Raw genomic sequence first — 14,362 nt, 5'->3', positions numbered from 1 at the left:
GCGTAGAGGCGGCCGTCGGCGCCCTGGGAGACCACGTCACCTGGGCCGTCGACATGGCCGGCGGGGAACCAGCACCATTCCTGGCCCTGCTCACCGGCCACGGCCAGGACCTCCTCTACATCCCCGGCCGGGTCGTCAACCGGGCCAGCGACGGATACCGCGGCGAGGGCAAGACCGACGCCCGCGACGCCTTGGTCATCGCAGACCAGGCCCGCATCCGCCGGGACCTCAAGCCGATGCGGCCCACCGACGAGGCCACCATCGAGCTGAAGATGCTCACCAGCCGCCGCACGGACCTCGTCCGTGACCGCACCCGGGCCATCAACGGCCTGCGCTCCACCTTGACTGGCATGTTCCCTGCCCTGGAGCGCGCTCTCGTCCTCACCAGTGCCGGCCCGCTGGTCCTCCTCGACGGCTATCAGACGCCGGCGGCGATACGGCGTATGGGCACCGCCCGGCTGACCCGCTGGCTCCGAGCACGGGGCGTCCGCACACCGGAGGAGCTCGCGACCACGGCGATCGACGCCGCCGAACAGCAGCACACCGCGGTCCCTGGCGAGGCGGTCATCGCCCAGCTGGTGCGGACCCTCGCCGCCGACGTGCGGGCGTTGAACGAGAAGGTCACGGAGGTCGACCGGCTCATCGAGGACCGCTTCCGCGCCCACGACCTCGCCGAGATCATCACGAGCGCCCGGCATCGGGCCTCTCCTCGGCGCCGAGTTTCTTGCCGGAGTCGGCAGTGACCTCGCCTTCTTCGCAACCCCGGACCGGCTCGCCGCGTTCGCCGGGCTTGCACCGGCGCCGCACGACTCGGGCAAGAAGAGCGGTAACCTCCACCGGCCCCGTCACTACCACCGCGGCCTCCAGCGGGTCTTCTACATGTCCGCGCTGACCAGCGTCCGCTACGACCCCAACTCCCGGACCTTCTACGACCGCAAACGAGCCGAGGGAAAACGCCACACTCAAGCCGTGATCGCCCTACCCCGCCGCCGCGTCAACGTCCTATGGGCCCTGATCCGTGACCGGCGCCTCTACGAAACCCCACCGCCGCAGATCACCGGATAGCAGCTGCCCGCTGAAGACGAACCTGGTCTGGCGCGAGATCATGACCGAATGGATCTCATAGGCATGGGCGAGCGCGAGTACTGGGCCAACGTGGCGAAGCGACCCGGGATGTTCGTCGGTCGGACGACGCTCACGGGTCTGGAGGCGTACTTGGACGGCTACCACCATCATTCCGTGCGCCATGGCGGACCAGGTCTGGACGGCTGGAGCGAGTGGTTGGTAGCCAGACGAGGCCGCGACTGCAATCACGCATGGCCCGGTCAGGTTCGCCACCTTGCGCTCCCTGACGGGTGGGAGTCCTGGGACCTTCCCGCGGACCAGGAACAGCACGTCATCAAAGTGCTTTTCGACCTGCTCGACGAGTTCCTCTCGGAACGAGAGGCGAACACCCAAACGGATTGACTTCTCCATTGGGAAGCCTTGTGTAGCCACGGTGATCCTCACGCGCCGGGTCGTGCGGATACGCGACGCTTCAACGGCGAGCGCACCAACCCCGAGGCCGGACCTCACCCCCCGAGCCGCCGGGGGGCGAGGCCGTGCACCGGTGTCAGTCGAGCAGGGCCACACACTCCCGGAGCAGGGGTTCCAAGCGCAGCAGGTGGTTCTGCTCCCGGTCAAGGACCTGAAGGGCGTCGAGGCAGGTGATGACCCAGCGGGCCTCGTCCTCGTCCTCGATCCGGAAGGCTACGGCGGCCACCGCGCTCTCCAGGTCGAACAGGGTCTCTTTGAACTCTTCGTCGAGGGCCCGGTAGCCAGTCGCGAGCACAGGGTCCGCGAACACCCCGGTCGCCTCGACGAAGGACCTGGCGGCGACCCGGTCCCGACGTAGGCCGGCCAGGCTGTGCAGGGCCGCGTCCGGGTCGCTGAGTTCGCCGTGGAGACGGTGCGCCCTATCGACCAGGACCGGCCAGCCTCCGGTGAGCTCGTGGAGTCGGTCCAGGCGGTCCTCCGTGTGGAACTCTTCGACGCGCTGGGCCCAGCCGCGCAGGCTGCCGCGGTCGTGCCGGCGCAAAACGACGGGAGCGGCCGAGGTGGGTTCGGTGCCCGTCAGCAGGGGGCGCCACAGTCCGAGCTGGTTGGGGTCGGTCACGACAACCACGGCGCGTGTCACGCCGGATGTGGTGGGCAGCATTGTCTCGGCCTGGTCGACCGCCTGCCGAGGAGCCTCGGGGCGGGCGTCCGGGTAGCGGGCGAAGTCGCTGATGACGACCCGTCGCTCCCGGGGGCGGCCGCCCGTCAGCTCCTGCCTGTAGGCACTGGGCTTGCCGACGGGCGGCAGGGTCCAGTCGGGGATACGCCCGGCGAACGTACGGAGGGTGTCGCCAACATCCCTGACACCGGTCGCGGTGGTGCCGAGGACCACCCTCGTCTGGTTCGACCTCCCGCCCAGGAGGTAGTCCAGCTGGGTGATGGTGAGCGGCGCCGACCGGCCGTCGGGCAGGTCCGGACGGCTCTCCTGGACGATACTTTCCTGGAGCTGGCAGTCCTGAGCAGCCCTGAGTAGGCGGGCCTCCACCTCGTGGGAGGTGCCGATCATGCGCAGGGCGTTCGGGCCGCGCAGGTGCCAGCCCTGGCCGTCGTGGTTGGGCGCGAGGACGCCGAGGCCCACCATTTCGGAGAGGTAGGCGCGGAAACCCTCGGTGTCGAGCTGATCGAAGCCCTTGGGCCAGAACGTCTCACACTCATCGCGCAGCTCGGCATCGCTCAGCCGTACCTCCAGGCCTCTCTGGCGGGCGTGGTAGGCCAGGACGTTGGCGATCACGTCGTAGCGGTGGTCGAGGCTCAGGGTGTCCTTGAAGGCGGCCGAGATGCTGTCCCGCAGCCCGGTGTCTGACTCCACGACCTCGATGTCGCCGATCTCCACCGCGTACGGGGGGCCTTCGGTCCCGCGTCGCATCCGCTTGCGGTGCATGAGCTCCACCAGCCGGTGGCCGAACATCTGGAGCAGGAACGGCTGGTAGGAGCAGTAGCCGAGCACGCGGTTGACGAGGTCCATGTCCTGGAACTCGAAGCCGAGCGCCCGCATCGGGTCGACGAGCAGTTCGGCGGCGGATTGGGGCGCGAGCGGGCCGATCACCTTCGGGGTCTGTGCGAGATGGCTGAACGGCCCGTTGCTGGCGAGCTTCGTGAAGCGCTGCACGGAGTGCAGGCCGGCGAAAACGACCTTGGCGCGGTCCTTGGTGTCGGTTCCGAGGCCCTTGAGCTTCTTGGTCTGGTCGAAGCGGGGGGCGTCGGCTTCGAAGAACTGGTCGCACTCGTCGAGCAGGATCAGCAGACGGCGGCGGGAGTCCCCGTCGAGCCAGGCGCCGATGCCGGCGCGCACCCGTTCGGAGATGTCCTTGACGGACTTGCGGCCCTGCTGCCCGACCAGGACCTCGGCCTTCCTGAGCTCCCGGTCGAGGACACTCCACAGCGCTTCAAGCCCCAGGGAGCTGCCCTTGCCGATGTTCTCCTGGTCAAGGTTCACGTACACCGCCAGCTGGTAGCCGGGGCGCTGCCCTTCGAACCGCTCCCCCGCATCGCTGAGGAGGGCGGACTTGCCGAGCCCGCGGCCGCCGAAGATGACCTGCGTGCCAAGCGGGTCCAGAACGCTCTTGCGTTCGGCGTCGCGGCCGTAGAACATCTCGCCGCCGATCCGGCCGCGCTTCTCCCTGATGTAGGGGTTGACGCCGGAGAACGGCAGCAGGGTCTGCGTGGCGGTGCTGACCTGGCGGTTGCCGCGCGCCGCGAGGTAGGCCAGGGCGGCGTCGTCCACGACCAGCATCGGCTGCAGCCGGCTGGAGCCGGCGGCGAGTTCGATGCGCGCCCCGCGGCTCAGCGTGCCGAAGTAGGCGACGAGGAGGCTCGTACCGCTCGTGTCGCTTTCGGCCAGGCTCATGACGACCTTGGCGGGCGGGCGGCCCCAGACCAGCAGCACGCGGAGCGTGCCCCCCTGTTCGCGGATCTGCGAGCCGAACGCGGGCGCCTTCGCCCTGCCGTTGATCTCCACCTCCGTCGCTTCGAACAGACGGTACTCACGCCGGCGGTGAGACCTCTCGTCCAGCGGCTTGGCACTCTTGGCGTCGTAGCCGAGGAGCTTCAGTGCCGGGAGCAGCTGCCTCCGGGCGGATACCTCCAGCCGGTCCTTCGGCTCGGTGGCGCCCAGTGCCCGCCACTCCTGAAGGGCATCTGCCGCCAAGGCCGCCTCGTCGGTGGAGAGAGCGCTGTAGTCCAGGACGGAAATCTCCGGGTGCGTGCCGCCGGACCGGACGAGGTCGACGAGAGCCTGGTCGATGCCCTTAGGTAGACCGTCGGGCACGGTCGGGAAGAAGTCGGTCAGGTGAGACTCGCCGGCGTCGATCTCCGGGACTTCCTCGCCGATCTCCAGGAAGTAGACGAGGTCCGCTGCCGTGGCCAGGCCCCCGGTATCCAGGTGCCTGAGGACCTGTGCGCGCAGCTCCTCGCCGGGGCCCAGGGCGTCGAGGCGAGCGCGGATCCGGTCGGCGGCCTGCTTCCGGAACTCGGGAAGGGAGTCCCGTACGGTGTCGAGGGCGCGCCGTACGTCCACGAGGTCGTACGTGTCGGAGTCGTCGAGCCGCCGGACGGCGTCGGCGAGGAGCTCCTGCAGTCTCAGGTCCTGGTCATCGGTGACAGCGCCGTCGGCCTGGGCGCGGTGCAGTTCGGCGACAAGCTCCCGGTGCGTCTCACGCAGCTCCGCGCGTCGGGAGGCCGCCCGGGCATCGATCTCGGCCACCGCGGGCAGGGGGAGCGCCCCGGGCTGCGGCCCGGGCAGCAGCCCCCGTCCCGCCAGTTCGACGAGCGTCCGCGCTGCGACGAACGCGTCGAGGGCCAGCCGCTCGGCGAGGGCGTCCTGCCAGCTCCGTTCGACCGCCGTGAGCAGCAAGGCGAGCGACGGGCGTTCGTCAACGCGGTCGCACACTTTGAGCAGTTCCACGTCCAGGACGAGTTCCGGGTCCACCGGGCTTTCGGCAGGTGCGGCCGCTGTCTTGCCGGCCAGCAGGTTGAACAGCTCATCCATCGACGCGTGGGCCGCCCAGGCGGCCGCGCCGTTGACGGCACCGGAGCTTTGGGCCAGTTGCAGCAGTTCACCCAGTGCCGCCTCCCGGCCGTCCAGCAGGGATCGCCGCAGGGAGGAGATTTCCTTGACCGCCCTGTTGCTGTCGGAGCGGTCACCTCGACGGATGGTGTCGACGACCAGGCACCACTCCTTCGCCAGGGCGGCAACCCGCTCTACGAGGTGCACCAGGTCCTTCCGTCCGGAACCCTGGAGGGGCTTGCCGCTGGGCGAGCGGTGTTTGCGGTCCATGCGGTCGATCTCGTTGTTGATGTCGGGCAGCTTCGACAGACGCTCGGCCTGCTCGCGGACCCGGGCCGCTCCGTCGCGGTCGTCGGCGGCGACCGTACGCAACATGGATCCGAGAAGCCCGTCGTTGGCCAGCCACTGCTTGGCGATATCCGTCGCCCTGGCGAAGCGGAGCCGCGGCGGCAGAAGATGGATACGGCACTGCTCCAGCAGCTCCCGCAGCCGGGCCTCCGCCCCGGAGATGTCGGCGCTGACCGCAAGCGGCGAGGCTGTTAGAAGGGCCCCGCTGAGTGCGCGATCAGCGACGGCGGTCGCTGCCTCCCCAAGCCTTTCCGGCAGCCGGGGCGCCAGGGCCTTCAGCTGGGCGCCTGCCATGTGGTCCCCGGTGATCAGCGCCGTGCGCAGCAGGGCGGGCAGGAGGACGAGTTCGCTGCCTTCCGAGTCCCGGCCGGCGTACCCGCCGTACTGCTGGAGCAGGTCGGCGGTCAGCCGGGCGCCCTGGCTGTCACCAGGCGTCAGCAGCCCGGCGGCGCCGGCCAGGCGGAGCGCCACGACCTGCGGCTCGGGGTGGCTGGCCGCGAACGCCACATGGTGGGCCAGTCCGAAACGTCGTTCCACGACCAGGTGCGTCAGAACGCTATCCGCGGCCGCAGCGTCGGCGTTCACCTCGATGGCGGTGGCGGTGCCGGTGGCGGCGGGGGCCTGCCGGGCCGGCGTGGCCGGCAGGGCCTCCCCGTCGTGCGGCGCGGGTTCCGGGGCCGCGGCGAGTGCCGTCGGCTCATGGGCGGCGGCCGGCGCAGTCGGCTTGTCGTCGGATCCGGCCGGGTCAGCCTCCGGCTTCGCGACGGGCGCTTGGGGTGCATGAACGGCGCGGGGCCGGCGCCGTTCGGAGGCGCGGTCTGCCGGCGCCTCGACCGGGCGCTCGTCCGTCTGCTCGGCAAGCGGCTCGACAGGGTCGGTCGTCGTGTCGGCAGCGGGGGGCTCGTCGGCCGCCCCGGCGGCGCCTTCGGTGGTGTCCGCCGTCAGCTGTCCCTTGGTCTCCGGCGGCTCCGCGGCTGCCTCCGGCCGGGCCAGGACAAGGTGGTCGGCGACGAGCACCGCCATGGCACAGCCGGGCAGAACCTCTACCACGCGGTCTTGCAAGGCCAGGATCTCCGCCGCCTCAAACGCCTGCCGCCCCTTGCGGAGCAGGCGTGCCAGGTCGGCGAGGGCTGCGGCCTCCTGCCGCTGCGGCTGCTCCCATGTCGCTGCGTCGAGCAGACGGCCGGTCTCGGCACGCACGGTCTCGGCGGCGAGGGCGGCGGGGGAGCTGTCCGGCAGGGCGGCGACGCCGTGCAGCTCCCGCAGTACCTTCCGCGCTTCGCGGTCGCGCTCGCGTGTCGTCCGGTGCTCGCGTGCGGCCCGCGCCATGTCCTCCAGACGACGGGGCACCCCGGTGATCCCCACTGCCCGGAACACCGCGTCGGCGCTGTCGAAGGCGGCGCCGAGCGTGCCCAGCGCGGCCAGGTCCTCCTCGTGCGGAGGGCGCCCGTCCGCCACCGCACCAGTCGCATTCTCCGCAGCCTGCCGGGCCGCCGCGAGGGCCGACTGCACCTCTCCGCAGGCCGCCTCCGGGTCCAGCCCCTCCGTGCCGCCGGCCTGCGCGTCCCCGGCCTCGTCGCTTGTGCCCGCGGGCAGCTCGCTTGCGGCGCCGGACTCCGGCACGGCCAACACAGCACTCTCGGAGTCACCTGCGGACGACTGCTCAAAGCCCTTCCGGAGGAGCTCCAGGTCCGGGTACGCCGCCCGAGCGGACCGGGCCGCGTCAGCCACAGCGGCCAGGCGTACCGCCTGCTCCTCGTCGGCCATCTCCGTGAACCAGTCCCGGTCGGCCGCCCAGGCGAGGACGTGCGCATGGAAGACGGAGGCGTTGCACCAGGCGAACACCGTGGCCCGAATCAGCGTTGCACCCCATCGCGAGACGGGATCGGAGACGGTCTTGCCGCTGCCGTCCTGAGCGAAGACGGCCTCGCCGATCTGGTTCATCACCGTGGTCGTGAGGTCGCTGATGCCGCAGCGGCATTTGTGCTGCCGGGCGTCGCGACGCAGCCGGGAAAGGACGTCCTGACACAACGCCCTGCCCGCGCGCCTCGGGGCCGCCATGCGGATGCCCAGGTTGCCGAGCAGTTTCTGCCGGTGTGTCGGCAGAAGGGAGTTGAAGGCCAGTTCCACCATGTCGGCCGTGAGTTCGTTCACGGCGGCCCCGACCGGATCGTCCAGGGCGTTGAGCGCGGAGGCCAGTCCCTGCAGGGCCTCGGCTGAGACGGTGGGCGGGGACAGCGGCGGTGCCGTTATGACGTGGTAGCTGTCGTGCATATACGCCTGCTCCATTTCTGCGGCTGGTGGTGCGGGTGCGGGATCGGCTCACACGAGCTCCGAGCCGAAGGAGAGGGGCGGGATCGGCGAGAGCACGGATGCGCGACTCAGCGGCCGCGTATGTGCTCGGTGACGAAGGTGTAGCCGTAGGGCAGTTCCCAGCCGTCCGCCTTGCCGAGCCTGCGGCAGTGGTCGCGGAAGGCTGCCCGCTGCGCCGCGCTGGGTGAGCAGCCCGGCTGCAGGCGTCGCAGGTGGCCGGCGACGAGCTGGAGGGGGAGCTGCCCGGCGCCGTCCGGTTCCGTGTCACCCCAAGGGCGTATCACCCGGCGCCGCACCGGGCGGTAGGCAATGAGCGGGATGGCGGGCTGCCCCTCGCGGGCCGGGTAGTGCGGCTGGCCCCAGGCGTCCCGGCTTCCGAGGGCGGACTCCAGGCGGCGCTCCGCCAGAAGTTCGGCGACCGCCGCCTCCAGCGCGAGTGCCTGCGACCGTGCGGGCGGGCGCCCGTAGGCTGCGCTCGGCAGCGCGAAGCAGTCCAGCAGGGCATGGCCGTCTAGGGTCAGCAACCCGCACCGGCGCACGGCGCGCAGCACCAGCTGGCGCGGGCCGAGGCCGACCGCGCTGTCGCCGTGGCGGTCGCTGCCCGGGGCGCCCTCTCTGGTGAGGACACGGGGGTCGTAGCAGTGCCCGATCACACGATCGTCGACCTCCAGAGTCTCCTTGAGCCGCGTCGTGGTCGCGCGGATCACCCTTCCGCCGCGGGGCCAGCACAGTTCAAGGAACAGGCCGGGGAAGAAGTCGAGGGGCCAGGAGATGCCCGTCAGCCGGCTTGATGCGTCACCGAGTTCAGCGGTGACGTCTTGTCCCGCCTCGTGTGCGTTCGCGGTCCGGCCGGCATGGTCGAGTTCGAGACGTGCCCTGACGCGCAGGCCGTGCGACCGGCGGAGTTCGCGCTGGACCTGCGGATGCAGGGGGAACCAGCCGTCCATCAGGTGGGCCAGCCGCAGGGACGATCGCCAAACGACCCCCTCGGCATCGTTCCGCAGGAGTTCGCAGGCGCCGAGGTCGGCGCCGGTGAGGGCTTGATCGACCGGGTCGACGTCCGCTTCTGACCCCGCTTCCTGCTCTGGCGGAGCGGTGACCGTAGACGCCCAGCCGCGCCCTGACGGGGTCAGAGGGTCGCCCGGCTGTTCGGTACCGCCGGGATGGTGCGACCTCCAGACACCCCCGCTCTCGAAGGCGTCGTCCAGCGTGACTAGGCAGCCGTTCTCGAACAGGCCCTGCTCGCTGTCCCGCCGAACGACATCGGCGAGCGTCAGGTTCGCCCGGCACACCGCCGAGGCGTACCCCACTCCCTTCAGCAGTTCCGCAGCACCGGGTACCTGGCGCAGCCGTGGTCCGACCGCCGTGTACACGGTGACGGGCGCAGTGAGGCCGTGGCGCCGCTTCGCTGGCGTGGCCGCATGTTCCACGGCGGCCGCGAGGGACCTGAGGTCGTTGCCGCCGAGCGGGCCGGTATCGCCCCAGCACTCCGCCAGAGAGGTCCGGGTCACGGCGTAGTGGCCCCATGTGCGCAGCAAGGCGCTGGACAGGAGAGCGGCCTGCACCGTGTCCAGCAAGTTCAGCAGCCCCGCCCGCAGCAGCTCCTCGCCCGTGCCGCCCACGAGTTCGGCGAGGGAGACGGGTACGCAGGGGCTGAGCAACTGCTCGCGCCCCGTGGTCAGGAGGTAGTCCGCGTAGGCGGTCAAGTCATCCCGGCGGGCGGCCTCCGGGGACGGGTAGCTGACGTCGACGACGACGTGCCCGTCCTCGCTGAGCCAGCGCTTGCGCGTGCGCAAGCGGTGGAGCTGGGCTTGTGAGAGGCGCAGGGCTGGGCCGAAGGCATCTAGATCCGGGACAATGCGCTCCCGGCGGCGAAGAGTGGGGCCGCTCGCTGGCCTCCCCGGGCCCTCTGCGCTGGCGGGCGCCCCCGACACCCAGGCCGGGACATCCCCGAGCGGCCCGATCTCTGGGTGTGCGCCCTCGCGGTAGACGATCTCCGCGTAGAGCGGGTCCGATCCTGTGGCCACGCACACCATGGCACCGACCGGAAGTACGGCAGCGCGCTCCCCGAGGGTGATGATGGGGAAGTCGTCGAGGCGCAGCGGACTGCCACCGTAGCCGTCGCCGTTGAGGTCGTACCCGAAGTACACGGCATTGAAGGCGACCGCGGTGTGCAGTGGTGCGCGGCGGCTAGCGGCCACCGCTTCGAGGTATCGCACCAGCGGCTGCAGCTCGCGGTCCGGTACGGCAGCGCGGCCCTGCGTCATGGAGGGGGTCAGCAGAGGCTCGTCACCGTACGGATCGAGCAAGCTCGTCCGCCCGCTGTTGCTGACCGTTGCCGACACGTAAGGGTCCCCACCCATGGCACCTCCACCGCACTGCGCACGACCCGATCCACCTGCGGCAATTCCCGCAGCCTACGCGGAGGCATGCTTTCCTGTGGCACTTTCCTCACTTTGCGAACGCTGACGGGCGCGCACCTGTCCTATGGCCGTGCCCCGAGAGGGTGGCCGGCTCATGGGCGGGGCCGCGCGCTTGTCGCACCTGGCCGTGCGCCGGGAGTTGGCCGTGCGGATCACCTCGCTGCAGCTGCTGGCCCGCACCGCAGCGCTCGGCGCCGGCGACCTCGGTGCGCTCCTGATCCAGGGTGCTGCCCCCCCCAGGTTCCCCGTCCGCGTGGGCCGCTCTGGTTCTCACGCTCGGCACGATGGCAGACGACCTCGCGCTCCGCGCGGTGCGTCGCCGACGACGGCTGACGACCGCCCTCCCCCTCCAGCCCCGCGGCGACGGCACCCGCGCAGCCCAGGTCTCCCTGCCCGCGCACAGCAGCCACTCCTTCCGCTACCTCGCCGCTGGCGACTACTGGTTCAACGGCGAGAGCGCCGACCACCACGACGGCACCAACAGCTCTACGGTGCGGGCGTGAACTCCACGTCGGTGCCGCGGCAGCCGGCCGCGATGTCGAGGAGCCGGTCGCGCTCCGCCTCGTCGACCGCGAGGCCCCAGCGGAGCTTGGTCGCGGTCCACTCGGCGCCGTACCGGCACAGTGCGTCCGCGGACGGCGGCAGCCACTCCGCCGGGTCCTGGTCCGCCTTCGACCGGTTCGAGCGGGCCGTCACCGCGACCAGGGAGGCCTGCTGCCCCTGGTCGTTCGCGTACGCCTCGCGCCGTTGCGCGGTCCACGAACTGGCGCCCGAATCCCAGGCCTCGGCGAGGGGCACCATGTGGTCGATGTCCAGGGCCCCGGCCGGCGTCACCTCCCGCTCGTCGTAGTACGACCACCACACCCCGCCGGTCAGGGTGCAGCCCGGCCCGATCTCTGGGTAGACGATCGCCTCGGCCAGGAGGACCTCGGCGCGGGTGTTGCATCCGTCGGCTGGGATGTCGCCGGCATTCCAGTGGCGGAAGGAGGTCCGCTGGTAGCCGGTCCGGTCCTCCACCGCCAGCGGCAGGGCGCCCACCGCGACCCCCAGCGGCAGCACCTGCGGCACCACGGCCGCAACCGGCGCCGGGGCAGCGGACTGTGCGGCCGCGTGCGCGGCCGTGGGCAGGGACAAGGTCAGGGCGAAGGCCGCGGTCGCGACGGACCGCTTCATGATCATCATGGGCCGGTTCTACCGGGCTTCGCGTCGTCAGCAACAGTCCAGCCCGGCCCGGTTCACCCGCCCGCGCATCCCGGTTCACCCGGCGAAACGCCACTGCTCCCCGCCCGCCCGGTCAGCCGGCGGTCGCCGCCGGGCCCTGACCGAACCCGGGCACGTCCTCCACCTCCATGTCCAGGCGCACGCGCTGAAAGCGGAGCGGGTGGCGGTACAGGCCGCCGTGGTCGATGGCCCGGTCGGCGCTCACCTCGGCGACCAAGGCGGGATGGACGAGGGTGGTGTCGAGGACGTCGCGGCTCCCCCACGCCGCCGAGAACCTCACCCCCGCCCATGGGTGCCCGGGCGCGGCCGCGGTGAGGTGTTCAGCAACCTGCCGGGCAGCGTCCGGGCGCAGCGCAACGGTGCGGCCGACCGCGCGCAGCCGGCCCGCGCTGTCATAGCGGCCAAGGACCAGGAGCTGCGGGCGGGCCAGGGTGCCGGTGATCGCGCCGACGATCGCCTCCGCAGTGTCCCGTCTCCTGATCTTCGTCCAGCCCCGGAACCCGGGCTGATAGCGCCCGTTCAGGGGCTTGACCAGCAGACCTTCCACTCCGGACACGTCCGTCCAGGACTCCAGCCATTCCCGGGCCTTGGCCAGGTCCGTCGTCTGCGGGATGAGCGTCCACGGAGCCGTCAGAGCGTGCTCGGAGAACAGGTTCTCCAGCTGGGCGCGGCGCTCGGCGTACGGGCGCGCGAGGAGCTCGTGGCCGTCCTGCTGCAGGAGATCGAAGGCGACGAAGTAGGCCGGCCATCGGGCCGCCAGGGCCCGGGCTCCGCGGGCGCGGGCGGCCGCACGGCGCTGCAACGCCTCGAACGACAGTCGGCCCGCCTCGGTGTCCCAGACGACCAGTTCGCCGTCGAGGACCAGGCCGTACGGCAGCTGCGTCTCGGCGGCCGCCACCAGGTCCGGCCACCGGTCCTGGACCAGGGCCCCGCGGCGCGTCTGAATCAGCACCGGGCCGCCCGGGCCGGCCGGGGTAAAGAGGATCGCCCGGTGGCCGTCCAGCTTCTGCTCGTACGCCACCCCGGCGCGTGGCGCGGCTAGGCCGGGCAGGGCTTCCGCGGCCTGCGCCAGCATTGGCTCGACCGGCGGTCTGAGCGTCACAGCTTCTCTCCCTCTTGGCTTGCCCGAGCCTGGGGAGGGTTGTCCGGGGTCGCCTGGGACGTCAGGCGCCGTCCCAGACGGCTGGGCGTTACGTGTGTAACGGTGTGACTCGACTCCAGTGGCCGCGCATCCTGGCCCGCGCCGCCGGCATCGTCACCGGCTACGACCAGGTGGGTGGTTGCACCTTTCGGCAGGCGTATTACCGTCTCGTGGTCGAGGGGCTGATCCCGCACACCGCGCCGACTTACCGGCGCATGTCCGCCCACCTGGCGCAGGCCCGCCGCGAGGAGCGGTTCCCCGACCTCATCGACCCCCTCCGCGAGGTTCACGTACCGCCGGCTTGGACGGACGCCGACGCCCTTAGCCGGGCCCGCCCCTGGCTGGTTCGCCCTGGACCGGGAGGTCTCGACGGCCGCCCTCAATGACACCGGATACGGCGTGACCCGAAACTGACTCCGCTGCCACGTGAGCCGTACCCGAGCCTCCGTCTGCGGGGCACGGCGGCTGGCCCGACGGGCTCAGCTTCCCGAGCGGCGCTGCCGTTGGGCGCGGTGGGGACGGCGGCGCCCCGGTGACGGATCGGGAGCGGCCTCCGGTGAGGAGAACCCGCCCGGCACCACGGCGCGCGTAGCCCTTGCGGGCGAGGGTCTGCTCGATGAAGTCCAGTTTTCCAACCGGCCGAACCACCATGACGAGGTCGACCTGCGGATTCACGTCGCGGTCATGTCCGGAACGGTGCCCGAGGTGATGGGGCGGGAGCGGTGAAGTCACCGCTCCCGCCGCTCGGGAGATCGCCCCGCGTCAGACGTCGCCGCCCGGCGGCTGCGAGGGGCCGCCGTTGTTCAGCTCGCGCTTGATCCAGCTGAGGAACCGCTGGAGGGCGGCCTTCCCGACCAGGTGAAGGATGCACCCGGCGCCGTAGGCAACCGAGGTCCAGGTGATCGCGGTGATCACACTGGTCGCCGGCTGCGTCTCCCGCAGCACCGCGGCGCCGAGCAGGTAAGCCAGCGCAGTGGTGTAGACCACGAAGGTCCGACGGGAGACGGGGTACGGGTTGCCGCTCGAGGAGGTCGGCGGAGTGTTACCGGTCACTTTCGTACTTTCTGAGAGAAGTGGATCTTCATGACCTCGGCTCGCCCAGGGCTGGTCGGCGTTGGTCACGGCAAGTTGTAGACGATCACGTCCCGCGGTGGGGGCCTTTTGGGGATGCGTGTGAGACAGAACACGTTTGGGAACGACATCTAGCGCCTACCGGATTCTTCTGGTAGGCGCTGATGATCTTCACTTGTCGGCCTGACTGCCGAGACGATCCATTGCCCTGGGCGATCGTCAGTCAGACCAATCCACTTCTCTCACGAACGTGCTCAGGCCAGCTGGCTCTAACCACGGACGATGAAGAGAACAATAGAAGGAAGCAGTCAGTGACCGCAAGGAAGCTTGGAGAGTTGCAGGCTCGAAGCTTGTCAGTCCAAGCCTCCCTGAACGCCACTGCATAGCGCTGACCTGGGGAAACTCATCCACCCCTGCCCCCTCAGCCAGCAACTTTCGCTAGCCAACATTGGCCCCTTCAAGGCAGCCTCCCAATCCTCGCTGCCTTGAAGCCTTCCCGAGCCTCCACTGAGCGTCTGACCAGGCCTTTTGCCCTCCGAAGCCAAGCTAGGGACTCGCAGTTCGCGTCTTCTGTCATGCGCACTCAGTTGGCAAGGAGCCACTCGCAAGCAGCTGAGCCTGCAAGCCAGCAGGTTGCTTGTCAGCGAAGCGGAGGTTGGAGCTAGCCTCGGCAAGCCGTTCCTGGAGGCTCTGTGCTCTTGGGCGACCGTTGAACACGCTGCTTGAGTGTGGTGTTCACCCTGG

General features: G+C 70.7%; 8 protein-coding genes and 1 pseudogene. 4 read left to right on the top strand and 5 right to left on the bottom strand.

Going from position 1 to position 14,362, the window contains the following annotated elements:
• Positions 1–26: 26 nt before the first annotated feature.
• Both BGK67_RS33255 and BGK67_RS33250 read left to right on the top strand, forming a co-directional pair.
• Positions 27–1,065 (top strand): annotated as a pseudogene (locus tag BGK67_RS33255) (IS110 family transposase); the annotation flags it as partial.
• Positions 1,066–1,113: 48 nt separating this feature from the next.
• Complete coding sequence (locus BGK67_RS33250; protein ID WP_069923478.1) at positions 1,114–1,467, top strand: hypothetical protein; 354 nt, start codon at positions 1,114–1,116, stop codon at positions 1,465–1,467.
• A 145-nt stretch (positions 1,468–1,612) separates the two neighbouring features.
• On the opposite strand, the gene BGK67_RS33245 is transcribed toward BGK67_RS33250, so the two are convergent.
• The gene (locus BGK67_RS33245) at positions 1,613–7,723 is read right to left on the bottom strand and encodes a hypothetical protein (RefSeq protein ID WP_069923514.1); all 6,111 of its coding nucleotides are present in this window, start codon (positions 7,721–7,723) and stop codon (positions 1,613–1,615) included.
• A 107-nt stretch (positions 7,724–7,830) separates the two neighbouring features.
• Positions 7,831–10,125 (bottom strand): hypothetical protein, encoded by a 2,295-nt coding sequence (locus BGK67_RS33240; protein WP_069923513.1) that lies wholly within the window; start codon positions 10,123–10,125, stop codon positions 7,831–7,833.
• A 344-nt stretch (positions 10,126–10,469) separates the two neighbouring features.
• Between BGK67_RS33240 and BGK67_RS33235 the strand changes: the two genes are divergently transcribed.
• On the top strand, positions 10,470–10,688 hold the full coding sequence (locus tag BGK67_RS33235; RefSeq protein ID WP_069923512.1) for an early set domain-containing protein: 219 nt from the start codon (positions 10,470–10,472) through the stop codon (positions 10,686–10,688).
• On the opposite strand, the gene BGK67_RS33230 is transcribed toward BGK67_RS33235, so the two are convergent.
• Both BGK67_RS33230 and BGK67_RS33225 read right to left on the bottom strand, forming a co-directional pair.
• Complete coding sequence (locus BGK67_RS33230) at positions 10,672–11,358, bottom strand: HNH endonuclease family protein (protein WP_079154717.1); 687 nt, start codon at positions 11,356–11,358, stop codon at positions 10,672–10,674. The genes BGK67_RS33235 and BGK67_RS33230 overlap by 17 nt on opposite strands.
• Before the next feature lie 121 nt (positions 11,359–11,479).
• Positions 11,480–12,508: an ATP-dependent DNA ligase gene (locus BGK67_RS33225; RefSeq protein WP_244291406.1), complete on the bottom strand. Its 1,029-nt coding sequence runs from the start codon at positions 12,506–12,508 to the stop codon at positions 11,480–11,482.
• A 104-nt stretch (positions 12,509–12,612) separates the two neighbouring features.
• On the opposite strand from BGK67_RS33225, the gene BGK67_RS33220 reads away from it, so the two are divergent.
• Positions 12,613–12,933 carry a hypothetical protein gene (locus BGK67_RS33220; protein ID WP_069923509.1) on the top strand — a complete coding sequence of 107 codons (321 nt, stop codon included), beginning with the start codon at positions 12,613–12,615 and terminating at the stop codon, positions 12,931–12,933.
• Between the two features lie 376 nt (positions 12,934–13,309).
• On the opposite strand, the gene BGK67_RS33215 is transcribed toward BGK67_RS33220, so the two are convergent.
• The gene (locus BGK67_RS33215) at positions 13,310–13,600 is read right to left on the bottom strand and encodes a hypothetical protein (protein WP_069923508.1); all 291 of its coding nucleotides are present in this window, start codon (positions 13,598–13,600) and stop codon (positions 13,310–13,312) included.
• Between the last annotated feature and the right edge of the window lie 762 nt (positions 13,601–14,362).

The organism is Streptomyces subrutilus, assembly GCF_001746425.1.
Classification (GTDB): domain Bacteria; phylum Actinomycetota; class Actinomycetes; order Streptomycetales; family Streptomycetaceae; genus Streptomyces; species Streptomyces subrutilus_A.
The sequence above is the reverse complement of the archived record's forward strand: the minus strand, read 5'-3'. Positions and strand labels throughout refer to the sequence as shown.

What these genes read in the sequence shown, in the direction of transcription:
- BGK67_RS33250 (WP_069923478.1), top strand. Translation starts at nt 1,114, where the DNA reads ATGGATCTCATAGGCATGGGCGAGCGCGAGTACTGGGCCAACGTGGCG.
- BGK67_RS33245 (WP_069923514.1), bottom strand. Translation starts at nt 7,723, where the DNA reads ATGCACGACAGCTACCACGTCATAACGGCACCGCCGCTGTCCCCGCCC.
- BGK67_RS33240 (WP_069923513.1), bottom strand. Translation starts at nt 10,125, where the DNA reads ATGGGTGGGGACCCTTACGTGTCGGCAACGGTCAGCAACAGCGGGCGG.
- BGK67_RS33235 (WP_069923512.1), top strand. Translation starts at nt 10,470, where the DNA reads ATGGCAGACGACCTCGCGCTCCGCGCGGTGCGTCGCCGACGACGGCTG.
- BGK67_RS33230 (WP_079154717.1), bottom strand. Translation starts at nt 11,358, where the DNA reads ATGAAGCGGTCCGTCGCGACCGCGGCCTTCGCCCTGACCTTGTCCCTG.